Origin of the sequence: Streptomyces sp. NPDC092952 (genome assembly GCF_044754785.1) — a bacterium.
Taxonomy (GTDB): Bacteria; Actinomycetota; Actinomycetes; order Streptomycetales; family Streptomycetaceae; genus Streptomyces.
The window spans coordinates 138,898-160,542 of sequence record NZ_JBIVPT010000016.1 but is presented as its reverse complement, the minus strand read 5'-3'; the positions used below and the strand labels follow the sequence as shown (position 1 = coordinate 160,542).

Here is a 21,645-nt window from a genome sequence, read left to right as displayed (position 1 = left end):
ATCCACACCGAACCGGAAGGCCCTCACCTGCTTCAAGATCCCTCAGCCGAGACCTCGCTCACCCGTCCACAACCTCCCGGGACAGAACACCTAGAAGTCGTCGTCGAAGGAGACCGAGCCCTCCACCGCCACCTGGTAGGCGGACGGGCGGCGCTCGAAGAAGTTCGTCAGTTCCTGCACGCCCTGCAGCTCCATGAACGAGAACGGGTTCTCGGAGCCGTAGACCGCCGGGAAGCCCAGCCGGGTCAGGCGCTGGTCGGCGACGCACTCCAGGTACTGCCGCATCGAGTCGGTGTTCATGCCCGGCAGCCCGTCGCCGCACAGGTCGCGGCCGAACTGGAGCTCCGCCGCCACGGCCTCCTTCAGCATGTCGGTGACCTGCTGCTGGAGCTCGTCGTCGAAGAGGTCGGGCTCCTCCTTGCGGACGGTGTCCACCACCTCGAACGCGAAGTTCATGTGCATCGTCTCGTCCCGGAACACCCAGTTGGTGCCGGTGGCCAGACCGTGCAGCAGACCCCGCGAGCGGAACCAGTAGACGTACGCGAACGCGCCGTAGAAGAACAGCCCCTCGATGCACGCCGCGAAGCAGATCAGGTTGAGCAGGAAGCGGCGGCGGTCGGCCTTCGTCTCCAGCCGGTCGATCTTCTCGACCGAGTCCATCCACTTGAAGCAGAACTGGGCCTTCTCGCGGATCGAGGGGATCTCCTCGACCGCGTCGAACGCCGCCGCCCGGTCCTCCGGATCGGGCAGATAGGTGTCCAGCAGCGTCAGATAGAACTGGACGTGCACGGCCTCCTCGAAGAGCTGCCGCGACAGGTACAGCCGCGCCTCGGGGGAGTTGATGTGCTTGTACAGCGTCAGCACGAGGTTGTTGGAGACGATCGAGTCACCGGTCGCGAAGAACGCGACGAGCCGCCCGATCATGTGCTGCTCGCCCGGCGACAGCTTGGCAAGGTCGGCCACGTCGGAGTGGAGGTCGACCTCCTCCACCGTCCAGGTGTTCTTGATCGCGTCCCGGTAGCGCTCGTAGAAGTCCGGGTAGCGCATGGGACGCAGGGTCAGCTCGAAACCCGGGTCCAGCAGGTTCTTCTCGGCGTGGGTGGAGCTCATTACTGGCAGGCCTCGCAGGACTCGGGGTTTTCGAGGGAGCAGGCGATCGCGTCCGCGTCGGGTGCCGACGCCTGCTGTACGGGAATGGGGGCGGCGGCCGCGGCCTGGCCGGAGGCCGCGCGGGCGATCCGGGTCGCCGGGCGCGAACGCAGGTAGTACGTCGTCTTCAGCCCCTGCTTCCAGGCGTACGCGTACATCGAGGAGAGCTTGCCGATCGTCGGCGTCTCCAGGAACAGGTTCAGCGACTGGCTCTGGTCCAGGAACGGGGTACGGGCCGCCGCCATGTCGATCAGGCCGCGCTGCGGGATCTCCCACGCGGTGCGGTACAGCGCCCGCACGTCCTCGGGGATCCAGGCGAAGCCCTGCACCGAGCCGCTCGCCTCGCGCAGCGCCTCACGGGTCCGCGCGTCCCACACGCCGAGCTGCTTCAACTCCTCCACCAGGTACGCGTTGACCTGGAGGAACTCACCGCTGAGCGTCTCGCGCTTGAAGAGGTTGGAGACCTGCGGCTCGATGCACTCGTACACCCCGGCGATCGAGGCGATGGTCGCGGTCGGCGCGATGGCCAGCAGCAGCGAGTTGCGCATGCCGGACTTCGCGACCCGGGCGCGCAGCGCCTCCCAGCGCTCCGGCCAGTTCAGCCCGGTGTCGTAGTGGTCGGGGTGCAGCACCCCGCGCGCCGCGCGCGTCCGCTCCCAGGCGGGCAGCGGGCCCGAGCGCTCGGCGAGCTCGCAGGACGCCTCGTAGGCGGCGAGCATGATCCGCTCGGAGATCCGGGTGGAGAGCGCGCGGGCCTCCGGCGAGTCGAACGGCAGCCGCAGCTGGAAGAAGACGTCCTGGAGCCCCATGGCGCCCAGGCCCACCGGGCGCCACTGGGCGTTGGAGCGGCCCGCCTGCTCGGTCGGGTAGAAGTTGATGTCGACGACCCGGTCCAGGAAGGTCACCGCGGTGCGGACGGTGGCGTCCAGCCGCTCCCAGTCGATGGAGCCGCCGGTGACGAACGCGCCGAGGTTGACCGAGCCCAGGTTGCAGACGGCGGTCTCGCCGTCGTCGGTGACCTCCAGGATCTCGGTGCACAGGTTCGAGGAGTGGACGACGCTGCCCGGCTCGGCGGTCTGGTTCGCGGTCCGGTTGGAGGCGTCCTTGAAGGTCATCCAGCCCTGGCCGGTCTGGGCGAGGGTGCGCATCATCCGGCCGTACAGCTCGCGGGCCGGGAGCGTCCGGCGGGCCAGGCCCTTCGCCTCGGCGGCCCGGTACGCGGCGTCGAACGCGTCGCCCCACAGGTCGACCAGGTCGGGCACGTCGGCCGGGGAGAACAGCGACCACTCGCCGTCCGCCTCGACCCGGCGCATGAACTCGTCCGGCACCCAGTGCGCCAGGTTCAGGTTGTGCGTGCGCCGCTGGTCCTCGCCCGTGTTGTCGCGGAGCTCCAGGAACTCCTCGATGTCCGCGTGCCAGGTCTCCAGGTAGACGGCGGCGGCGCCCTTGCGGCGGCCCCCCTGGTTGACGGCGGCGACCGAGGCGTCCAGCGTCTTGAGGAACGGCACGATGCCGTTGGAGTGCCCGTTGGTGCCGCGGATCAGCGAACCGCGCGAGCGGATGCGGGAGTACGAGAGGCCGATGCCGCCCGCGTGCTTCGAGAGCCGGGCCACCTGGTGGTAGCGGTCGTAGATCGAGTCCAGCTCGTCCAGCGGCGAGTCCAGCAGATAGCAGGAGGACATCTGCGGGTGCCGGGTACCGGAGTTGAACAGGGTGGGGGAGGAGGGCAGGTAGTCGAGCCGGCTCATCAGCCCGTACAGCGCCGCCACCTCGTCCAGGGCGCGCTGCGACTCGTCCTCGGCGAGCCCGGACGCCACCCGGAGCATGAAGTGCTGCGGGGTCTCGACGACCTGGCGGGTGTGCGGGTGGCGCAGCAGGTAGCGGCTGTGCAGGGTACGCAGCCCGAAGTAGCCGAAGCGGTCGTCCGCGCCGTCGGCGAGCGACTGCCCCACCAGCGCGTCCAGCGCCTCCGCGTGCCGGGCGACGAAGGCGGCGGTGCGGTCCGCGATCAGGCCCTCGCGGTGCCCCACGGCGACCGAGGCGGAGAAGGAGACCGCGCCCTGGCCCGCCGCCTCGTCCGCGATGGCGAGGGTCAGCAGCCGGGCGGCCAGCCGGGAGTACGCGGGGTCCTCGGAGATCAGGCCCGCGGCCGCCTCGGTGGCCAGCGAACGCAGCTCCGCCTCGTCCGCCCGCGCGCTGCGGCCGCGCAGGGCGGCGGCGGCGACCCGGCCGGGGTCGGTGTCGGGCAGATCGGCGGTGAGGGCGGTCAGGGTCCGCAGCAGCGCCGCTCCGGGACCGTCCTGTGCGGCTGCCTCGGACTCGACGGACGCGGCGACTGAAGCCGGATCGGCTGGCGCGATGGTCACGTGTTGCTCTCCCACGCTCGGCTCGGGGCCGGCGGGGGCACGGGGGAAGCCCGCGAAGGACGCACCCGGGCCGGGGCAGCACTCCGCGCGGCGTCCACCGGCCCAACCGCGAGGCCCGGACGTCTGGGCATCCGGTTCGGTCGAGCCGGATGCGCTGTCGGCAGGTCGTCGGACTGGCTCGGAGTGCGCAAAAGCGCACCGGATACACCGTTGCGGGACAGTTCCGGATTCGCACCGGATTCCCCTGCGACGACAGCGAGGACGAGCATACATGTGGGGGCCGCCCGATGAGGCAGCCCCCACATGTTGTGTCGTACGACGCAGGATCGGATCGCTCCCGGAACGGCGGACGGCCCGCCCCCACCCCTCGGGAAGGGGCGGGAGCGGGCCGTGGAAGCCCGGGAACGGGCCCTGCCGGAGGTGTTCCCGGGGCGCCGGGAAGCGGCCCGTCAGTGGCCGCCCGGAGCCCCCGCGGTGGCCGGCGGGAGCTTCGCCCGCACGCCCGGGTCGCCCGCGTCGGCCGTGTAGTCGGCCGGCGAGGTCTCGTCCGTACCGGCGGGCGCCTTCATGGCGTTCAGGACGAAGGTCAGCACCACCGTCACGACCACGTTCAGCACGAACGCGGTGAGGCCGATGTAGCCGATCTCGCCGATGCCGGGGATCTCCGCCGACGAACCGCCGAAGTGCTTCTGGGTCGGCGAGGCGACCCCGTACGCGGCGACCGTCCCGTACACCATGCCGACCGCCCAGCCCGCGAGCAGCGCCCAGCGGTGGAACCAGCGGGTGAACAGCCCGCCGACCAGGGCCGGCATCGTCTGGAGGATCCAGATCCCGCCGAGCAGCTGGAAGTTGATCGCGACGGTCTTGTCCATGGTGAGGACGAAGGCCAGCGCGCCGACCTTGACCAGCAGCGACACCAGCTTGGAGACCTTGGTCTCCTGCTCCGGGGTGGCGTCGGGTTTCAGGAAGTCCTTGTAGATGTTGCGGGTGAAGAGGTTCGCCGCGGCGATCGACATGATCGCGGCGGGCACCAGCGCGCCGATGCCGATCGCGGCGAAGGCCACCCCCGCGAACCAGTCCGGGAACATGTTCTCGAACAGCTGCGGGATGGCCAGCTGCCCGTTGTCCACCTTGATCCCGGCGGCGATCGCCATGAAGCCGAGCAGCGCCAGCAGGCCCAGCATCAGCGAGTACAGCGGCAGGATCGTGGTGTTGCGCCGGATCACGTTGCGGCTGCGGCTGGAGAGCGTCGCCGTGATGGAGTGCGGATACATGAACAGTGCCAGCGCCGAGCCCAGCGCCAGGGTCGCGTACCCCCACTGACCCGCCTCGCCCGGGGCGAGCGCGCCGCGCGGTTTGCCGGTGGCCGGATTGGTCTCGGAGAACGCCTCGCCGGCCTTGGCGAAGATGTCGTGGAAGCCGCCCAGCTTGATCGGGATGTAGATGATCGCCACGGCGATGACCAGGTAGATCAGCCCGTCCTTGACGAACGCGATCAGCGCGGGCGCGCGCAGCCCGGACGAGTAGGTGTACGCGGCGAGCACCGCGAACGCGAGCAGGAGCGGCAGGTCCTTGACGAACCAGTGCGTGTTCTCGCCGCCGCCGACGCCCATCACGTCCAGCACCGCCTGGATGCCGACGAGTTGGAGCGCGATGTACGGCATGGTGGCGAGGATGCCGGTGACGGCGACCGCCAGCGACAGCCCCTTCGAGCCGAACCGCCCGCGGACGAAGTCCGAGGTGGTGACATAGCCGTGCTTGTGCGAGACCGACCACAGCCGGGGCAGGAAGGTGAAGATCAGCGGGTACACCAGGATCGTGTACGGAACGGCGAAGAAGCCCGCCGCGCCCGCCGCGTAGATGGCCGCCGGCACGGCGACGAAGGTGTACGCCGTGTAGAGGTCGCCGCCGAGCAGGAACCAGGTCACCCAGGTGCCGAACGACCGTCCGCCCAGGCCCCATTCGTCGAGGCTGGCCTCGTTCTCGGCCCTGCGCCAGCGGGCGGCCAGGAAGCCCATGACCGTGACGGCCACGAAGAAGAAGATGAAGACGCCGAGCGCGACGCCGTTCACACCGTCCTTCATGCCTGCTCACCCCCCTTGCGGGCGCGCTGGTCGCGCTGCCACAGCTTGTACGCGATCATCGTGAGCGCGGTGGAGATCAGCACCCAGAGCATCTGGTACCAGTAGAAGAACGGGATCCCGATGAAGGTGGGGTCCACCTTCGCGTACGAACCCACCCAGAGCATCGCCACGAACGGCGCGACCAGGCAGAGCGCGACGACCACTCTGACCGGTGTGATGGTGGGCGGTTTTTCCTCTGGTTCCACGGACATGCGGCGACTCCGTCCCCTCGCTGATCACCCTGTAATGCGCAGGAAATCTAGGGGAGGTTCCGGTCACCGTCACCCCCTGTCCGCATTGCGGTCCGACAACGGTCCGACCGGTTGGTACGTATGTGCGAGATCGCGTCATACGTACGGGAGTTGGTCCGTACCAGGGCAGCGGAAAGGCCCCTGCGGAGTGGTGTGCTCCACAGGGGCCCCGGGGGTGGTGGCGGGGGAAGAGGTGGCCGGAAATGGCCTCCCGTCCGCCGGGCTCAGTCGATGGGCCGCTTGAGCCGCGCCACGAACTTGTACCGGTCGCCGCGGTAGACCGAGCGCACCCACTCCACCGGCTCGCCCTGCCCGTCCAGCGAGTGCCGGGAGAGCATCAGCATCGGCAGGCCCACGTCGGTGCCGAGCAGTCCGGCCTCGCGCGGGGTCGCCAGTGAGGTCTCGATGGTCTCCTCGGCCTCGGCCAGCCGTACGTCGTAGACCTCGGCCAGCGCGGTGTAGAGAGAGGTGTACTTCACCAGGGAGCGGCGGAGCGCCGGGAAGCGCTTGGCCGAAAGGTGCGTGGTCTCGATCGCCATCGGCTCGCCGCTGGCCAGTCGGAGCCGCTCGATCCGCAGCACCCGGCCGCCGGCGGTGATGTCGAGCAGCCCGGCGAGGGTGTCGTCGGCCGTCACATAGCCGATGTCCAGCAGCTGGGACGTCGGTTCCAGCCCCTGGGCGCGCATGTCCTCGGTGTACGAGGTGAGCTGGAGGGCCTGCGAGACCTTCGGCTTGGCGACGAAGGTGCCCTTGCCCTGGATGCGCTCCAGCCGGCCCTCGACGACCAGCTCCTGGAGCGCCTGGCGCACGGTGGTGCGCGAGGTGTCGAACTCGGCGGCCAGGGTCCGCTCCGGGGGCACGGGGGTGCCCGGCGGCATGGTGTCCGTCATGTCCAGCAGATGTCGCTTCAGCCGGTAGTACTTCGGGACGCGTGCCGTGCGTGTGGCCGCGCCCGTCTCGTTCTCCGTACTGCCCCCGTCGGCACCCATGGTCCGCCTTCCCGACGCTTGCGTTGCTGCCGTCACCGGCTCCTCCGTCTGTCGCGGCTCACATGGTGGCACGGTCCGGTCACGGCTGGTCGCCCTCCCTTAGGTGTCGGTCCTATAACGGACGCGAGTGCACTTCTTATACACCCTTGACACCCCAAAAGGTCTAGGCCAAGCTCCCGGTACTGGTCTAAACCATTAAAGACCAGGTCCAGCCCCAGCAGTACTCGTCGAATGTCTTCGCGGTGGGCGGGGTTGCAGTATCCCTGAGGAGGGTTTGGCGTGAAGCGCAAGCTCATCGCGGCGATCGGCGTCGCGGGCATGATGATCGGCCTCGCTGCGTGTGGGTCCGACGACGGCGGAGACAGCGGCAAGAAGGCCGGTCCCGACGCCTACAAGGGCCAGACCCTGACCGTCTGGACGATGTCCGGCTCGAACCCCGACGGATGGACCAAGAAGGTCACCGAGGAGTTCGAGAAGAAGACCAAGGCCAAGCTGAAGATCGAAGTCCAGGACTGGAACGGCATCCAGCAGAAGGTCACCACCGCCCTCTCGGAGTCCAACCCGCCGGACGTCCTGGAGATCGGCAACACCCAGACCCCGGCCTACGCCAAGACCGGCGGCCTCGCCGACCTCGGCGACCTCAAGAAGGAGATCGGCTCCGCCTGGGCCGACGGCGTCAACCAGCCCTCCATCTACGACGGCAAGCAGTACGCCCTGCCGTGGTACGTGGGCAACCGCGTCGTCATGTACAACAAGAAGGTCTTCAAGGACGCCGGCATCACCGAGACGCCGAAGACCCGCGCCGACCTCTTCAAGGCCTTCGAGGCCATCGAGAAGAAGGGCGACGCCGAGCCGATCTACCTGCCCGGCCAGAACTGGTACTTCTTCGACGGCCTGCTCGTCGGCAAGGACGTCTCCCCGGTCAAGAAGGAAGGCGACAAGTACGTCTCCAACCTGGCCGACCCCAAGGTCGCCGAGGCCATGGACGTGTACAAGAAGTACCAGTCCTACTCCAAGGCCCCCAAGGACAAGGACGAGGCCACCCCGCAGCAGGCCGAGGTCTTCGCCAAGGGCAAGACCGGCGCCATCATCGCCATGGGCTACGAGGCCGGCACCGCCATCAAGGCCAACCCGAAGCTCAAGGACGACATCGGCTTCTTCACCATCCCCGGTGAGACCGCCGACAAGCCCGAGGGCGTCTTCCTCGGCGGCTCCAACCTCGCCGTGGCCGCGGGCAGCAAGAAGCAGGACCTGGCCAAGGAGTTCCTGAAGATCGCGCTCTCCGAGGAGAACGACGGCGCGCTCATCAAGGAGGCCGGCTGGTCCCCCAAGAACGACGCCATGCAGAAGTACACCGTCGGCCAGCCCGCCGCCGAGGCCGCCGGCCCCGCCGCCGCCAAGTCCGGTGGCACCACGCCGCTGATCCCGGAGTGGGCGCCGGTCGAGAACCCGCCGAACCCGATCAAGACCTACATGACGCTGGTCCTGCAGGGTAAGTCGCCCGCCGACGCCGCCAAGCAGGTCGAGGGCGAGCTCAACAAGCGCCTCAGCCAGCAGCAGTAGTTCGCAGCTAGCGCGTCCCGCGCCGGGGGCGGCGGGTTCCGACCCGCCGCCCCCGGCCGTACGCATCGTTCCGTGTAGGGCTTTGTTGGAAGAGATGGCGAGCATGGCAGTGCAGACCGATCCCTCGGACGTGGCCAAGACGGCCGCGGGCCGCGGCCGGGACGAGATACCACCCGTAGGGCAGCACGGGGGGAAGAAGCGGAGAGTGGGTATCGGCGCCGCGCCGTACCTGCTGATGGTTCCCGCGCTCGCGGTGACGGCGGTCTTCCTCGGGTATCCCCTGGTGAAGAACGCCATGCTGTCGTTCCAGAACCTCAACATGGGACAGCTGATCCAGCATGTCACCGAGTGGAACGGCTTCAAGAACTACCAGGAGATCCTCACCGGTGGGGACTTCTGGACCGTCACCCTCCGCACGATCGTGTTCACCGTCGCCAACGTCGCGCTGATCATGATCCTCGGCACCCTGATCGGCCTGCTCCTCGCCCGTCTGGGCAAGAAGATGCGCCTGGCCCTGATGCTCGGGCTGGTGCTCGCCTGGGCCATGCCGATCGTCGCCTCGTCGACGGTGTACCAGTGGCTGTTCGCCTCGCGCTTCGGGGTCGTCAACTACGTCCTGGACAAGCTCGGCTGGCACGCGATGGCCGACTACAACTGGACCGGATCGCAGTTCTCCACGTTCTTCGTGGTCACCCTGATGATCGTCTGGGGCTCGATCCCGTTCGTGGCGATCAACCTCTACGCCGCGACCACGACCATCCCCAAGGAGCTGTACGAGGCGGCCTCCCTCGACGGCGCCGGCAGCTGGAAGAGCTTCACCTCGGTGACCATGCCGTTCCTGCGGCCCTTCCTCTACGCCACGACCTTCCTCGAGGTCATCTGGGTCTTCAAGGCGTTCCCGCAGATCTACATCATCAACGGCGGCGGCCCCAACCGCCTCACCGAGACCCTGCCGATCTACGCATTCGTCGAAGGTGTCGGCAACCAGCACTACGGCATGGGCGCGGCGATCTCGCTGCTCACCATCCTGATCATGCTGGCGCTGACCGCGTACTACCTCCGCATCGTTCTCAAGCAAGAGGAGGACGAGCTGTGAAGCGCTCACTGTTCGGCCGCATCTGGCCCAACGCCCTCGCCGTCGTCCTCTTCGTCGGGCTGGTCTTCCCCGTCTACTGGATGTTCAGCACGGCCTTCAAGCCGACCGGCGACATCATCACCGAGACCCCGGTCTGGTTCCCCACCGAGATCACCTTCGAGCACTTCAAGACGGCGGTCCAGGCCGACAACTTCCTGACGATGGTCAGGAACTCGCTGGTCGTCACCCTGTGCTCCGTGGGGCTCTCGCTGATCATCGCGCTCTTCGCCTCGTTCGCCCTGGCGCGCATGCGGTTCAAGGGACGCAAGGGCCTGATCGTGACCTTCATGCTGGCGCAGATGGCGCCCTGGGAGGTCATGGTCATCGCGATCTACATCCTGGTCCGCGACGCGGACATGCTCAACAGCCTGGTCCCGCTGACGCTCTTCTACATGGTGATGGTGCTCCCCTTCACGATCCTCACGCTCCGCGGCTACGTTGCCGCGGTGCCCAAGGAACTGGAGGAGTCCGCCATGGTCGACGGCTGTACCCGCCCGCAGGCCTTCGTCAAGGTCATCCTGCCGCTGCTCGCCCCCGGCCTGATGGCCACCTCGCTCTTCGGCTTCATCACCGCGTGGAACGAGTTCCCGCTGGTCCTCATCCTCAACAAGGACCCCGAGGCCAAGACCCTGTCGCTGTGGATCTCCCAGTTCCAGAGCCAGTTCGGCGACGACTGGGGCGCCACCATGGCGGCCGCCTCGATCTTCGCCATCCCGATCCTGATCCTCTTCGTCTTCCTGCAGCGCAAGGCCGTCAGCGGCCTCACCGACGGCGCCGTGAAGGGATAACGCAGCCATGACCACCTCGATATCCGCCACGGACACCGTCACCCGCGACGCGCTCGCCGTCCTCCAGCCCGGATTCACCGGCATCACCGCCCCCGAGTGGGTGCTGCGCCGGGTCGACGAGGGCCTCGCCTCCGTCGCGCTCTTCGGCCGCAACATCCGGACGGCCGAGCAGGTCACCGCGCTCACCGCCCAGCTCAGGGCCGGGCGCGAGGACCTCCTCGTCGCGATCGACGAGGAGGGCGGCGACGTCACCCGCCTGGAGGTCCGCACCGGCTCCTCCTTCCCCGGCAACCTCGCCCTCGGCCACGTCGACGACCTCGGCCTGACCCGCGAGGTCGCCCGGGAGCTCGGCCGCCGGCTTGCCGAGTGCGGCGTCAACCTCAACTGGGCGCCCTCCGCCGACGTCAACTCCAACCCGGGCAACCCGATCATCGGCGTACGCGCCTTCGGCGCCGACACCGAGCTGGTCGCCCGGCACACCGCCGCGTACATCGAGGGCCTCCAGTCCTCCGGCGTCGCCGCCTGCACCAAGCACTTCCCGGGGCACGGCGACACCGCGATCGACTCGCACCACGCGATGCCGCGCATCGACGTCGACCTGGAGACCCTGCACGCCCGCGAGCTGGTGCCGTTCCGGGCGGCCATCGCGGCCGGCTCCAAGTGCGTGATGAGCGCGCACATCCTGCTGCCGGCGCTCGACCCGGACCGCCCCGCCACCGTCAGCCCGCAGATCCTCACCGGACTGCTCCGCCAGGAGCTGGGCTACGACGGCCTGATCGTCACCGACGCCGTGGAGATGCAGGCCATCGCCGCGACCTACGGCATCGAGCAGGGCTCCGTCCTCGCCATCGCGGCGGGTGCCGACGCGCTCTGCGTCGGCGGCGGCCTGGAGGACGAGGGCACCGTGGTGCGGCTGCGCGACGCGCTGGTCCGCGCGGTGCACAGCGGCGAACTCGCCGAGGAGCGGCTCGCGGACGCGGCCGCCCGGGTCCGCGCCCTGGCGTCCTGGACGCGGCAGGCCCGGCGCACCGGTACGGAATCGGGCGCGGCAGCGCAGGAGGGGACCGCGCCCGGCTCCGACATCGGCCTGGTCGCCGCCCGCCGGGCGGTCCTGGTGACCGGCTCGGCCGCCCCGCTGACCGAGCCCGCGTACGTCGCCGCCTTCACCTCCGCGTCGAACATCGCGGTCGGCGACGAGACCCCCTGGGGCGTCGCCGCCGAGCTGGCCCGGCTGGTGCCCGGCACGGAGACCGGCACGTACGGCGGCGAGACCGAGGACCCGGCCGGGGCCGTGCTCCGGGCCGCGGGGGAGCGGCCGCTGGTCGTCGTGGTCCGCGACGTCCACCGCCACGCCTGGATGGCCGAGACGCTCGACGCCCTGGTCGCGCGGCGCCCCGGCACCGTCGTCGTCGAGATGGGCGTGCCGCAGGCGGCCCCCAGGGGCGCCCTGCACATCGCCACCCACGGCGCGGCCCGCGTCTGCGGCCTGGCGGCGGCCGAGGTCATCGCCCGCGGCACCGGGGGCGGCGCGGCCTGAACCCGGGGTGTGGCGCGGGCACGGGGGGCCGCGCCACGCCCCGTACGACATGCGAAGGCCCGGGGCCGCCCGCATTGGGCGGCCCCGGGCCTTCGTGGTCGTCCGGAGGGCTACAGCCCCTGCCACGACGGCTTCGCCGCGTACGTGGCACGGAAGTAGTCCGCCAGCTTCAGCTTCGACGCGGCGGCCTCGTCGACCACCACCGTCGCGTGCGGGTGCAGCTGGAGCGCCGAGGCGGGCACGATCGAGGCGACGGGCCCCTCCACCGTCTGCGCCACGGCGTCCGCCTTGCCCTCGCCGGTGGCGAGCAGGATCGGGTGGCGGGCCTCCAGGATGGTGCCGATGCCCTGGGTGATCACGTGGTGCGGCACCTGCGTGATGTCGTTGTCGAAGAAGCGCGCGTTGTCGATCCGGGTCTGCTCGGTGAGCGTCTTGATCCGGGTGCGGGAGGCGAGCGAGGAGCACGGCTCGTTGAAGCCGATGTGCCCGTCGGTGCCGATCCCGAGGAGCTGGAGGTCCACCCCGCCGGCCTCGGCGAGCGCCTTGTCGTACGCGAGACAGGCCGCCTGGACGTCCTCGGCCGCGCCGTCCGGACCCATGAAGGACTCCTGGGACAGGCCGAGCGGCTCGACGACCTCGCGCAGCACCACCGAGCGGTAGGACTCGGGGTGGCCGGCCGGCAGGCCCACGTACTCGTCGAGCTGGCAGATACGGGCGCGCGAGGCGTCCACGGCACCGGAGCGGACCTTGGCCGCCAGCGCCTGGTAGATGGGCAGCGGGGTAGAGCCGGTGGCAACGCCGAGAAGGGCGTCGGGCTTGCGGCTCAGCAGGGCACCGATGGCCTCCGCGATGAGTTCGCCGCCTGCCTGGGCGTCCGGGACGATGACAACTTCCACGCGGGGCCTGCCGATCTGAAGAGTTGAGTCAGGTGGTATAGACCAATCGGTTCCAACTTAGCAGACCACGGCAAGGCGGGCGCGGTGGATGTGCCCGTTCCCGCGGCGGATTTCACGGAGTGGGACGGCCGGGAACGGCTCGTCGGCGGGCGGGGGCCGGAGGGCCGAACGGCCTCGGAACGGTCCCGGGAACACCCGCGGGCCACGGCGCCGGGACAGGACCCTCAGCCTGTCCGGCACCGCAGCCCGGAGTAGGGCCGTCCGTCACGGACGGTCCGGTTCGGCCGGCGGTGTGCGGTGCCCCCGGCCGGGGAGAGGCACCGACGCGGTCAGGGCAGAGAGCGCGGTACCTCGATCCACTCTCCTGTGCGGGGAGAGTGGAAGATCTGTCTTCAGCATTGTGGACTAGACCATTAGCTGTGTCCATCCGTCCGGGCCCCGTAATTTCGGCCTCTTCCCCGGCACGTACGGTGGAGTCGTCCGGTTCGGAATGATCGCTCCCGCGCGGGTACGCTCGCACATGTGCCCTCCATGAACGATCTCGTCCGCCAGCACACAGCCCTCGGTGACACCGACCTGGAGTGGCTGCACCTGCTGGTCTCGGAGTGGCAGCTGCTCTCCGACCTGTCCTTCGCCGACCTCGTGCTCTGGGTGCCCACCCGGGACGGCACCCGCTATGTGTCCGTGGCCCAGATGCGTCCCAACACCGGCCCGACCTCCTACCAGGACGACATGGTCGGCCACCTGGTGCCGCGCGGCCGCCGCCCGATGCTGGACGCGGCACTGGACGAGGGCCGGATCGTCCGCGAGGGCGACCCGGAGTGGCGCGAGGAGGTGCCGGTACGGGTCGAGTCGATCCCGGTGCGCAGGGAGGGCCGGGTGCTCGGGGTGATCGCCCGCAACACCAACCTCCTCACCGTCCGGACCCCCTCCCGGCTGGAGCTCACCTATCTCCAGTCGGCCTCCGACCTGGCCCAGATGATCGCGGCCGGCGCCTTCCCCTTCCCGGGCCAGCAGGTCGACATGGACGCCTCGCCGCGCGTCGGCGACGGACTGATCCGGCTCGACGCCGACGGGGTCGTCCAGTACGCCAGCCCCAACGGCCTCTCCGCGTACCACCGCCTCGGCCTCGCCTCCGACCTGGTCGGCCACCACCTGGGCTCGATCACCGCCGAACTCGCCCCCTCCCGGGGCCCGGTGGACGAGGCCCTGGTCAAGATGGCCAGCGGCTACGCGCCCCGGGAGTTCGAGGTCGAGTGCGAGGGTGGGGTGATCCAGCTGAGGACGATCCCGCTCAAGCCCAAGGGTGCCCGCATCGGCTCCCTGGTCCTGCTCCGCGACGTCACCGAACTGCGTCGCCGCGAGCGCGAGTTGATCACCAAGGACGCCACCATCCGGGAGATCCACCACCGGGTGAAGAACAACCTCCAGACCGTGGCCGCCCTCCTGCGCCTCCAGGCCCGCCGGATGGACTCCGTGCGCGGTCGCGAGGCGCTCAACGAGGCGGTACGGCGCGTCGGTTCGATCGCCATCGTCCATGAGACGCTGTCCCAGAATCTGGACGAGCGGGTGGAGTTCGACGACATCGCCGACCGGGTCATCGCGATGGTCGCCGAGATCTCCCCGGGCAAGGTCACCTGCCGCCGCACCGGGCGCTTCGGCATCCTGGACGCCGAAGTGGCCACCCCGCTGGCGATGGTGCTCACGGAGATCCTGCAGAACGCCCTGGAGCACGCCTTCACGCTCGCCGAGTCCGGCACGGTGGAGGTCTCCGCGGTGCGCGGCGGCTCCTCGGCCACCGGGGCGCGGCTGCTGATCACCGTCCAGGACGACGGCTGCGGACTGCCCGAGGGCTTCGACCCGCAGCGGGCCGGAAACCTCGGGCTCCAGATCGTCCGGACGCTGGTGGAGGGCGAGTTGGGCGGCACCTTCGGCATGGTCCCCGCCCCCGAGCGCGGCACCCAGGTCGTACTCGACATCCCGGTCCGCTCCGCCAAGTAGCCCGTTCCGTCCCCCCGTTCGCCCTTCCCCACGGGTGGGCGGGCACCAACACAGCAGTGAGCCCGGACCGTTGTGACGGTCCGGGCTCACTGGTCAAGCGTGCGTTTCGGGGGGTACTGCGCGCTGCGACTCGGGGGGCGGGGTGGTGCGTACGCGCTGTACGCGCCGCCTGGCTGAGGCTCGAAGCGGTGGCGTCGGTCAGGCGCTGGCGTTACGCGCCCGGTTGCGAGCGGCGCGGCGCTTCATCGCGCGGCGCTCGTCCTCGCTGAGGCCACCCCAGACGCCGGAGTCCTGGCCGGACTCGAGCGCCCACTGCAGGCACTGCTCCATGACGGGGCAGCGACGGCAGACGGCCTTGGCTTCCTCGATCTGCAGCAGCGCAGGACCGGTGTTGCCGATGGGGAAGAACAGCTCGGGGTCTTCCTCACGACAAACGGCGTTGTGACGCCAGTCCATGGCTGCTACCTCTCCTTGGTATTGCATACTCTTGCTTGTGAATGTGAACGCTTTCACGAATCCCCCCGCAGGTGACGGGCCGACGCCCAGATGAACTGGTTGTGGTCCTGTGCAGTAGAGGAGGGGTTCTGGCTCTCAGTGGAGGCCGGTGTTGCGGGCCGTCCCGATCGCCATGTAGAGATTCGCAAACCTCAGCGGCGGATACAACCCCTTCTGGAAAGTTTTTTTTGATTCCTCGGTGTCGACTAGGTCACAGCCGTACTTCTATGGGGTGGATCCCAGTCCAAACGTTCGAGTTAAAGGACTTTGGTCCCTTCCACTCACACAATCACACGCAGTGCACGGCGTACGCCTGTGAACGTCACACTTGTACGCACTCCCAGATGGTCACCGTCCATCTGGAAGGGGAGCGGAACCTTTGAATGCAAGGTGAAGTCCGTGAGGTCGTGAAGTGAAACGGCGTGCTTTCCGGACGGGCCCTTTTCCGGGCTCGACGTGAGCAGCTGGGTGCCGTACCGGGCGACCGCGGGAGTGGAGAGCCGCTTCAGTCCGAGCACGTCCAGGCCGGTGTCGAACGTGGCCTTGGGGGAGGCGTACAGCGGGCGATTTCCCAGGTAGGTCCAGGGAGCGGTGTTCGAGATTATCGAGAGTGCGAGATCCGTCACCGGTTCGTGGCCCGGGGCTTCCAGCGTCATCACGCCCTGCCGGCGGTGCGGCTCGTCGAAGAACTGCCGGAGGACCTGGCGCACGTAGAGCGCGTGCGTGGAACGCTTGCCGCGTTCCCGCTGCTGTTCGACCCGGCCGACGACGCCCGCGTCGAATCCCATTCCGGCGCAGAAAGTGAACCAGCGTTCCGGTACGGATTCGTCCTCCGTGCCGGGAGTACCGGAGGCCAGCCCGAGGCCGACCGTGCGTTCGGTCCGGTTGGCGAGGGCGTCCAGAATCGCTCCGGTCGCCTCCACCGCGTCATTGGGCAGCCCCAGGGCGCGCGCGAAGACATTGGTGGAACCCCCGGGCACCACCGCGAGGCGCGGCAGCCGGTCCAGCTCCGGGCCGTTGTGGAGGAGCCCGTTGACCACCTCGTTGACCGTGCCGTCGCCGCCCAGCGCCACCACCAGGTCGATGTCGTCGGCCTCCGCGGCCTGCCGGCCCAGGTCCCGGGCGTGCCCCCGGTACTCCGTGGTCACGGCCTCCAGCTTCATCTCGCTGGCCAGCGCGTGGATGAGTACGTCGCGGGTCCGCGCACTGGTGGTGGTAGCTGCCGGATTGACCACGAGAAGTGCGCGCATGACCGCCAGACTACCTACCGCGCGGTATCGCTCTGAAGTCCTTCCCCATGACGTTTACGCTCCGTGACGGCGTGGGTGCCACCGGGCGAACCGTTCACCGGTTTCCGTGTCGATCCCGACCCCGGCTTCGCCTCCGCGCCGCCGGGATGCCAACCTGCAAGGGTGAGTACTGAGCAGAACACGCCCGCCTCGACGCCTCTGCCGAGGCTCGAACCGGCGAAGCCGAGCAGGATCACTCTCGTCGCCGCGCTCACCGCCCTGGAAGGGGCGGCCCTCGCCATCGGCGGGATCTACATGCTGGTCATGGGGCTGCTCGGCCGCCCCGAGAGCCCCCAGCAGGCGGAGACCGGCGGGCTGACGCTGATCGCGCTCGCCGTGATCCCGCTGGCCGCCGCCCGGGGGCTGCTGCGGCGGCGCAGCTGGAGCCGGGGCCCGGCGCTCATCACGCAGATCATCGCGCTGCCGGTGGTCTGGACGCTGCTGCGCTCGCACGGCGTGCTGATCCCGGCCGGGATCGTCCTGGCCGTGGTGAGCCTGACCGCCCTCTTCCAGCTGGTCAGGCCCGCCACCATCGAGGCCCTCGGCATCCGCCGCCCGGGCTCGGCCCCGACGGACTGAACGCGGCGCCGCCCCGCCCCTGGCGGGACGGGGCGGCGCCGGACGTCGCGGACGGGGTCGCTCCGTCACTCCTCGACGAGCAGCCGCTCGCGCAGCTGCGCCAGCGTGCGCGCCAGCAGCCGCGAGACGTGCATCTGCGAGATGCCGACCTCCTGCGCGATCTGCGACTGGGTCATGTTGCCGAAGAAGCGCAGGAGCAGGATCCGCTTCTCGCGCGGCGGCAGGTCCTCCAGCAGCGGCTTGAGCGACTCCCGGTACTCGACCCCCTCCAGGGCCTCGTCCTCGGAGCCCAGTGTGTCCGCGACCGCGGGGGACTCGTCGTCCGTGTCCGGCACGTCCAGCGAGAGCGTGCTGTACGCGTTGGCCGACTCCAGGCCTTCCAGCACCTCCTCCTCGGAGATGCCCAGCCGCTCCGCCAGCTCGTGGACCGTGGGCGAGCGGCCGTGCAGCTGGGAGAGCTCGGCGGTGGCCGTGGTCAGCGAGAGCCGCAGCTCCTGGAGGCGGCGCGGCACCCGCACCGCCCAGCCCTTGTCGCGGAAGTGGCGCTTGATCTCGCCGACGACCGTGGGGGTCGCGTACGTGGAGAACTCCACGCCGCGGTCCGGGTCGAACCGGTCCACCGACTTGATCAGGCCGATCGTGGCGACCTGGGTCAGATCGTCCAGCGGCTCGCCCCGGTTGCGGAAGCGGCGGGCCAGGTGCTCGACGAGCGGCAGGTGCATCCGCACCAGCCGGTTGCGCAGTTCCGCCTTCTCGGGCGAGCCGTCGGGCAGTGCCCGCAGCTCGACGAAGAGCGCCCGCGCCGCGCTGCGGTCGTGTGGATCGTGGTGCCCGTGCTCGCTCATCTGGCCTGCCCGCTCCGCCTGCGACTGCTCCACCGCGACCGTACGGCCCACCGGCCCGTCCGCCCCGTCCTCCGGGTGCGGCAGGGCCTGTTGCTCCGGGATGCCTGCTGCTCGCACCACCCCTGGTCGCGTCGATTCGTCCCGCACAGGACCGTCCCCGTTCCCGTTGCTCACGCCGGCCCGGGGCCCGCGCCGCGCTGCTTGTAGAGGCTGATGCTGACCGTACGGTCGTCGGCGACCGAGGAGTCGACCTTCCCGGCCAGTGCGGAGAGCACCGTCCAGGCGAAGGTGTCGCGCTCCGGCGCCCGTCCGTCCGTGGTGGGGGCCGACACCGTGACTTCGAGGGAATCCTCGACGAGCCGGAAGACGCAGCTGAGGACGGACCCCGGCACGGCCTGCTGAAGCAGGATCGCGCAGGCCTCGTCGACCGCGATGCGAAGATCCTCGATCTCGTCGAGCGTGAAGTCCAAGCGCGCTGCCAGACCGGCCGTGGCCGTCCGCAGCACCGACAGGTAGGCACCCGCAGCGGGCAGCCGGACCTCCACGAAGTCCTGGTTCCCGGGCTCGCCTGCGATCTGGGACACCCTCACCTCCAAGGTGGCACAAACTCTTTCGAGGATCCGGGAAGGGTGCCCCGGAGCCGTGTGGTACGCCGTCGGATCTGGCCCGCGACGCTGTCGCGACCCATGATGCCGTGTCGCCAGAGCCTCAGCCCATGGCTGTCACTCATGGTAAACCCATGGGTACGCACAGTGGCTAGAGGTTCGTGGCGCTCAATTGCGAACAACCGGCGCCGGTTTGACGTACCCAGACGTCAGACGATCGAACCGTCCTCGAAGCACCAGCGCCAGCTCTCGCCGGGCTCGAAGCTCCGCATCACCGGGTGGCCGGTCTCCCTGAAGTGCGCCGTGGCGTGCTGGAGGGGCGAGGAGTCGCAGCAGCCGACATGGCCGCAGACCAGGCAGAGCCGCAGCTGCACGGGGTGGGTGCCCGCCGCGAGGCAGCCCGGGCAGGTCCTGCTCAGCGGGGCCGGCTCGGGGCGCGGCAGTGCGGACAGGTGAGAGCAGTCACTCATGATGTTCAGGTTACGTCGGAGACGTGGAAGGCGAGGGCCCGGAATGGACGCACTGCCGCTGGTGGGGCTGGTCGCGGCCAGCGCGGCGGTCGCGGGCGCGGCCCGCCGCACCCCGGTGCCGGCCCCGCTGCTGCTCGTCGCGGCGGGCCTGGTCGCCGCCTACCTGCCGGGGGTGCCCACGTACACCCTGGACGCGCACATCGTGCTGCCGCTGCTGCTGCCGCCCCTGCTCTACACGGCGGCCGTCGACAGCTCGTACCTGGACCTGCGGGCCAACCTCCGGCCCGTCGCGCTGCTCTCGGTCGGCTACGTCCTGTTCGCGACCGTCGCGGTCGGCTGGCTGGCGTACCGGCTGGTGCCCGATCTGCCGCTCACCGCGGCGCTGGTGCTCGGCGCGGTCGTCGCCCCGCCGGACGCGGTCACGGCCGCCGCGATCGCCCGCCGGGTCGGGCTGCCCGGGCGGCTCACGACCGTTCTCCAGGGCGAGTCCCTGGTGAACGACGCCACCGCGATCACCGCCTACAAGGTGGCGGTGGCCGCGGCCGTGGGCGAGGGCATGAGCTGGGGCGCCGGGGCCGCGGAGTTCTTCCTCGCCGCGGTCGGCGGCGTCGTGGTGGGCCTGGCGCTGATGGTGCCGCTGCACTGGCTCCGTACCCACCTCAAGGAGGCGCTGCTCCAGAACACCCTGTCGCTGCTGATCCCCTTCGTCGCCTACGCGGCGGCCGAGCGGGTCCACGCCTCCGGGGTGCTCGCCGTGGTCGTGGTGGCGCTCTACCTGGGGCACCACTCCTGGCAGGTCGATTTCGCGACCCGGCTCCAGGAGGAGGCCGTCTGGAAGATGGTCGCGTTCGTCCTGGAGTCCACGGTCTTCGCGCTGATCGGCCTCCAGCTGCCCTTCGTACTGAAGGACCTCGGCGGGTACACCGCGGGCGAGGCCGTGTGGTACGCGGTCGCCGTCTTCCTCGCCGTGGTCCTGGTCCGCTTCGTCTGGGTCTATCCGGCGACCTATCTGCCCCGTCTGCTGTCCCGGCGGATCAGGGAACGCGAGCCGGACACCGACTGGACCGCGCCGCTCATCGTCGGCTGGGCGGGGATGCGCGGGGTCGTCTCGCTCGCCGTCGCCTTCTCCGTCCCGTTCGTCATGCACGACGGGGCCCCGTTTCCGGCCCGCAACCTGGTGATGTTCCTGACCTTCACCACCGTCATCGGCACCCTGGTGGTCCAGGGGCTCACCCTGCCCGTGCTGGTGCGGGTCCTGAAGCTGCCGGGGCGCGACGCGAAGGCCGAGACGCTGGCCGAGGCACAGGCCCAGAGCCAGGCCTCCGCGGCCGCCGAGGAACGACTGGACGAGCTGCTCGCCGACCCCGGCAACCGCCTGCCCGGCCCGCTCGCCGACCGGCTCCGCACCGTCCTGGAGCGCCGCCGCAACGCCGTGTGGGAGCGGCTGGGCGCGGCCAACCCGGTGACCGGGGAGTCGGCGGACGACACCTACCGGCGCCTGTCGAGGGAGGCGATCGACGCCGAGCGCGAGGTCTTCGTCCGGCTGCGGGACGAGCGGCACATCGACGACGAGATGCTGCGCACCCTGCTCAGACGGCTCGACCTGGAGGAGGCGGCGGCCTACCGGGAGGCCTCGGACGCCTCCTGAGGGCCGCCCGTGACGACCGCGGCGACCGTGGTCCCCGGCGGGAACGCGCCCTCCCCGGCCAGCTCGGTCAGCGCGTACAGCAGCTTGGCCACGTACAGCCGCTCCACCGGCAGCCCGTGGCGCCGCTCGAAGTCGTCGGCGAAGGCGTGCAGTTCCGGAGTGGTGCGGGCGTAGCCGCCGAAGTGGAAGCGCTCGTCCAGGGACCAGTCGCCGGCCGGGGCGCCGAAGGCCGCCGTCTGGAGCTCCCGCACCGCCTCCCCGAGAAAGCCGCCGCGCAGGACGGGGACGCCGAGGGCGCGCTGCGACGGGGCGAGTCCGGCGGCCAGCCCGGCCAGGGTGCCCCCGGTCCCGCAGGCCACCGCGGCCACGTCGGCCACGCCGCGCAACTCCCGCCCCAGCTCTGTACAGCCCTGTGCGGCCAGGGCGTTGCTGCCGCCCTCCGGGACGACACGGCACTCCCCGTAGGCGCTCAGCAGCCCCGCCAGGACCGCGGGATCGCCCTTCGCGCGGTACGTCGAGCGGTCCACGAAGCGCAGGGTCATCCCGTCGGCGGCGCAGGCGGCGAGCGAGGGGTTCAGCGGACGGTGGGCCAGCTCCTCGCCCCGCACGATCCCGATGGTCCGGAACCCCAGGAGCCGCCCGGCGGCGGCGGTGGCCCGCAGATGGTTGGAGTACGCCCCGCCGAAGGTCAGCACGGCGCGTCCCCCGGCCGCCCGCAGGTTGGGGGCGAGCTTGCGCCACTTGTTGCCCGGCAGATCGGGGTGGATCAGGTCGTCGCGCTTGAGCACCAGCCGTACGCCGTGACGCGCGAAGCGCTCGTCCTCCACCGGCTCCAGGGGCGAGGGGAGCACCGGCCGCAGCCGGGAGAGGTCGAGCGCTTCGGAGGTCATGCCGTCATTGTCGCCGTGCCCGGCCG

Annotated in this window: 19 protein-coding genes and 1 riboswitch; of the genes, 7 read left to right on the top strand and 12 right to left on the bottom strand. The window is 70.2% G+C overall.

All coding sequences use genetic code 11. The features are described from left to right. Window positions 1-90 precede the first annotated feature (90 nt). The 5 genes from ACIQGQ_RS29625 to ACIQGQ_RS29605 all read right to left on the bottom strand — a co-directional run bounded on the left by ACIQGQ_RS29625 (window position 91) and on the right by ACIQGQ_RS29605 (window position 6,878). Window positions 91-1,110 (bottom strand): ribonucleotide-diphosphate reductase subunit beta, encoded by a 1,020-nt coding sequence (locus ACIQGQ_RS29625; RefSeq protein ID WP_402401265.1) that lies wholly within the window; start codon window positions 1,108-1,110, stop codon window positions 91-93. After that, window positions 1,110-3,515, bottom strand: a complete 2,406-nt coding sequence (locus tag ACIQGQ_RS29620) for a ribonucleoside-diphosphate reductase subunit alpha (RefSeq protein ID WP_402401262.1) — start codon at window positions 3,513-3,515, stop codon at window positions 1,110-1,112. The genes ACIQGQ_RS29625 and ACIQGQ_RS29620 overlap by 1 nt, the downstream gene beginning before the upstream one ends. 141 nt (window positions 3,516-3,656) lie before the next feature. Next, window positions 3,657-3,801: riboswitch (cobalamin riboswitch) on the bottom strand. A gap of 163 nt (window positions 3,802-3,964) precedes the next feature. Beyond that, window positions 3,965-5,599, bottom strand: coding sequence for a monocarboxylate uptake permease MctP (gene mctP / locus ACIQGQ_RS29615; RefSeq protein ID WP_402401260.1), 1,635 nt, complete (start codon window positions 5,597-5,599; stop codon window positions 3,965-3,967). Continuing rightward, window positions 5,596-5,850 carry a DUF3311 domain-containing protein gene (locus ACIQGQ_RS29610; RefSeq protein WP_402401257.1) on the bottom strand — a complete coding sequence of 85 codons (255 nt, stop codon included), beginning with the start codon at window positions 5,848-5,850 and terminating at the stop codon, window positions 5,596-5,598. The genes mctP and ACIQGQ_RS29610 overlap by 4 nt, the downstream gene beginning before the upstream one ends. Before the next feature lie 263 nt (window positions 5,851-6,113). Then, complete coding sequence (locus ACIQGQ_RS29605; RefSeq protein WP_402401254.1) at window positions 6,114-6,878, bottom strand: GntR family transcriptional regulator; 765 nt, start codon at window positions 6,876-6,878, stop codon at window positions 6,114-6,116. A gap of 279 nt (window positions 6,879-7,157) precedes the next feature. Between ACIQGQ_RS29605 and ACIQGQ_RS29600 the strand changes: the two genes are divergently transcribed. The 4 genes from ACIQGQ_RS29600 to ACIQGQ_RS29585 all read left to right on the top strand — a co-directional run bounded on the left by ACIQGQ_RS29600 (window position 7,158) and on the right by ACIQGQ_RS29585 (window position 11,901). Beyond that, window positions 7,158-8,441 (top strand): extracellular solute-binding protein, encoded by a 1,284-nt coding sequence (locus ACIQGQ_RS29600; protein ID WP_352278398.1) that lies wholly within the window; start codon window positions 7,158-7,160, stop codon window positions 8,439-8,441. A gap of 103 nt (window positions 8,442-8,544) precedes the next feature. Next, a complete protein-coding gene (locus tag ACIQGQ_RS29595) occupies window positions 8,545-9,537 on the top strand; it encodes a carbohydrate ABC transporter permease (RefSeq protein WP_402401250.1) in 993 nt (330 codons plus the stop codon). Next, window positions 9,534-10,364 (top strand): carbohydrate ABC transporter permease, encoded by an 831-nt coding sequence (locus ACIQGQ_RS29590; protein ID WP_402401248.1) that lies wholly within the window; start codon window positions 9,534-9,536, stop codon window positions 10,362-10,364. The genes ACIQGQ_RS29595 and ACIQGQ_RS29590 overlap by 4 nt, the downstream gene beginning before the upstream one ends. A gap of 7 nt (window positions 10,365-10,371) precedes the next feature. After that, on the top strand, window positions 10,372-11,901 hold the full coding sequence (locus ACIQGQ_RS29585; RefSeq protein ID WP_402401246.1) for a glycoside hydrolase family 3 protein: 1,530 nt from the start codon (window positions 10,372-10,374) through the stop codon (window positions 11,899-11,901). 110 nt (window positions 11,902-12,011) lie between these two features. On the opposite strand, the gene nagB is transcribed toward ACIQGQ_RS29585, so the two are convergent. Further along, the gene (gene nagB, locus ACIQGQ_RS29580; protein ID WP_352278405.1) at window positions 12,012-12,797 is read right to left on the bottom strand and encodes a glucosamine-6-phosphate deaminase; all 786 of its coding nucleotides are present in this window, start codon (window positions 12,795-12,797) and stop codon (window positions 12,012-12,014) included. 531 nt (window positions 12,798-13,328) lie between these two features. Between nagB and ACIQGQ_RS29575 the strand changes: the two genes are divergently transcribed. Continuing rightward, a complete protein-coding gene (locus ACIQGQ_RS29575) occupies window positions 13,329-14,798 on the top strand; it encodes a histidine kinase N-terminal domain-containing protein (protein ID WP_402401291.1) in 1,470 nt (489 codons plus the stop codon). A gap of 198 nt (window positions 14,799-14,996) precedes the next feature. On the opposite strand, the gene ACIQGQ_RS29570 is transcribed toward ACIQGQ_RS29575, so the two are convergent. Together ACIQGQ_RS29570 and ACIQGQ_RS29565 are read right to left on the bottom strand one after the other, a co-directional pair. Further along, on the bottom strand, window positions 14,997-15,254 hold the full coding sequence (locus ACIQGQ_RS29570; RefSeq protein ID WP_003953983.1) for a WhiB family transcriptional regulator: 258 nt from the start codon (window positions 15,252-15,254) through the stop codon (window positions 14,997-14,999). 320 nt (window positions 15,255-15,574) lie between these two features. Then, window positions 15,575-16,543 carry a diacylglycerol/lipid kinase family protein gene (locus tag ACIQGQ_RS29565; protein WP_402401243.1) on the bottom strand — a complete coding sequence of 323 codons (969 nt, stop codon included), beginning with the start codon at window positions 16,541-16,543 and terminating at the stop codon, window positions 15,575-15,577. A 294-nt stretch (window positions 16,544-16,837) separates the two neighbouring features. Here ACIQGQ_RS29565 and ACIQGQ_RS29560 point away from each other — a divergent pair, with 294 nt between their 5' ends. Continuing rightward, the gene (locus tag ACIQGQ_RS29560) at window positions 16,838-17,161 is read left to right on the top strand and encodes a hypothetical protein (RefSeq protein ID WP_402401288.1); all 324 of its coding nucleotides are present in this window, start codon (window positions 16,838-16,840) and stop codon (window positions 17,159-17,161) included. 65 nt (window positions 17,162-17,226) lie between these two features. Here ACIQGQ_RS29560 and ACIQGQ_RS29555 read toward each other — a convergent pair whose 3' ends face one another. From ACIQGQ_RS29555 to ACIQGQ_RS29545, 3 genes are all read right to left on the bottom strand, one after another. After that, window positions 17,227-18,180 carry an RNA polymerase sigma factor SigF gene (locus ACIQGQ_RS29555; RefSeq protein WP_402401240.1) on the bottom strand — a complete coding sequence of 318 codons (954 nt, stop codon included), beginning with the start codon at window positions 18,178-18,180 and terminating at the stop codon, window positions 17,227-17,229. Further along, the gene (locus tag ACIQGQ_RS29550) at window positions 18,177-18,590 is read right to left on the bottom strand and encodes an anti-sigma regulatory factor (RefSeq protein WP_148839137.1); all 414 of its coding nucleotides are present in this window, start codon (window positions 18,588-18,590) and stop codon (window positions 18,177-18,179) included. The genes ACIQGQ_RS29555 and ACIQGQ_RS29550 overlap by 4 nt, the downstream gene beginning before the upstream one ends. A gap of 230 nt (window positions 18,591-18,820) precedes the next feature. Next, on the bottom strand, window positions 18,821-19,081 hold the full coding sequence (locus tag ACIQGQ_RS29545) for a UBP-type zinc finger domain-containing protein (protein ID WP_402401236.1): 261 nt from the start codon (window positions 19,079-19,081) through the stop codon (window positions 18,821-18,823). A gap of 43 nt (window positions 19,082-19,124) precedes the next feature. Between ACIQGQ_RS29545 and ACIQGQ_RS29540 the strand changes: the two genes are divergently transcribed. Continuing rightward, window positions 19,125-20,729, top strand: a complete 1,605-nt coding sequence (locus tag ACIQGQ_RS29540) for a Na+/H+ antiporter (RefSeq protein ID WP_402401233.1) — start codon at window positions 19,125-19,127, stop codon at window positions 20,727-20,729. On the opposite strand, the gene ACIQGQ_RS29535 is transcribed toward ACIQGQ_RS29540, so the two are convergent. After that, entirely contained in the window at window positions 20,702-21,619 is a 918-nt protein-coding gene (locus ACIQGQ_RS29535; RefSeq protein WP_402401230.1) for a 1-aminocyclopropane-1-carboxylate deaminase/D-cysteine desulfhydrase, read from the bottom strand. The two genes, ACIQGQ_RS29540 and ACIQGQ_RS29535, sit on opposite strands and share 28 nt — an antisense overlap. Window positions 21,620-21,645 lie beyond the last annotated feature (26 nt).

Coding starts and splice junctions, on each gene's coding strand:
- ACIQGQ_RS29625 (WP_402401265.1), bottom strand. CDS start 1,110: ATGAGCTCCACCCACGCCGAGAAGAACCTGCTGGACCCGGGTTTCGAG.
- mctP (WP_402401260.1), bottom strand. CDS start 5,599: ATGAAGGACGGTGTGAACGGCGTCGCGCTCGGCGTCTTCATCTTCTTC.
- ACIQGQ_RS29610 (WP_402401257.1), bottom strand. CDS start 5,850: ATGTCCGTGGAACCAGAGGAAAAACCGCCCACCATCACACCGGTCAGA.
- ACIQGQ_RS29605 (WP_402401254.1), bottom strand. CDS start 6,878: ATGGGTGCCGACGGGGGCAGTACGGAGAACGAGACGGGCGCGGCCACA.
- ACIQGQ_RS29595 (WP_402401250.1), top strand. CDS start 8,545: ATGGCAGTGCAGACCGATCCCTCGGACGTGGCCAAGACGGCCGCGGGC.
- ACIQGQ_RS29585 (WP_402401246.1), top strand. CDS start 10,372: ATGACCACCTCGATATCCGCCACGGACACCGTCACCCGCGACGCGCTC.
- ACIQGQ_RS29575 (WP_402401291.1), top strand. CDS start 13,329: ATGAACGATCTCGTCCGCCAGCACACAGCCCTCGGTGACACCGACCTG.
- ACIQGQ_RS29570 (WP_003953983.1), bottom strand. CDS start 15,254: ATGGACTGGCGTCACAACGCCGTTTGTCGTGAGGAAGACCCCGAGCTG.
- ACIQGQ_RS29565 (WP_402401243.1), bottom strand. CDS start 16,543: ATGCGCGCACTTCTCGTGGTCAATCCGGCAGCTACCACCACCAGTGCG.
- ACIQGQ_RS29560 (WP_402401288.1), top strand. CDS start 16,838: ATGCTGGTCATGGGGCTGCTCGGCCGCCCCGAGAGCCCCCAGCAGGCG.
- ACIQGQ_RS29545 (WP_402401236.1), bottom strand. CDS start 19,081: ATGAGTGACTGCTCTCACCTGTCCGCACTGCCGCGCCCCGAGCCGGCC.
- ACIQGQ_RS29540 (WP_402401233.1), top strand. CDS start 19,125: ATGGACGCACTGCCGCTGGTGGGGCTGGTCGCGGCCAGCGCGGCGGTC.
- ACIQGQ_RS29535 (WP_402401230.1), bottom strand. CDS start 21,619: ATGACCTCCGAAGCGCTCGACCTCTCCCGGCTGCGGCCGGTGCTCCCC.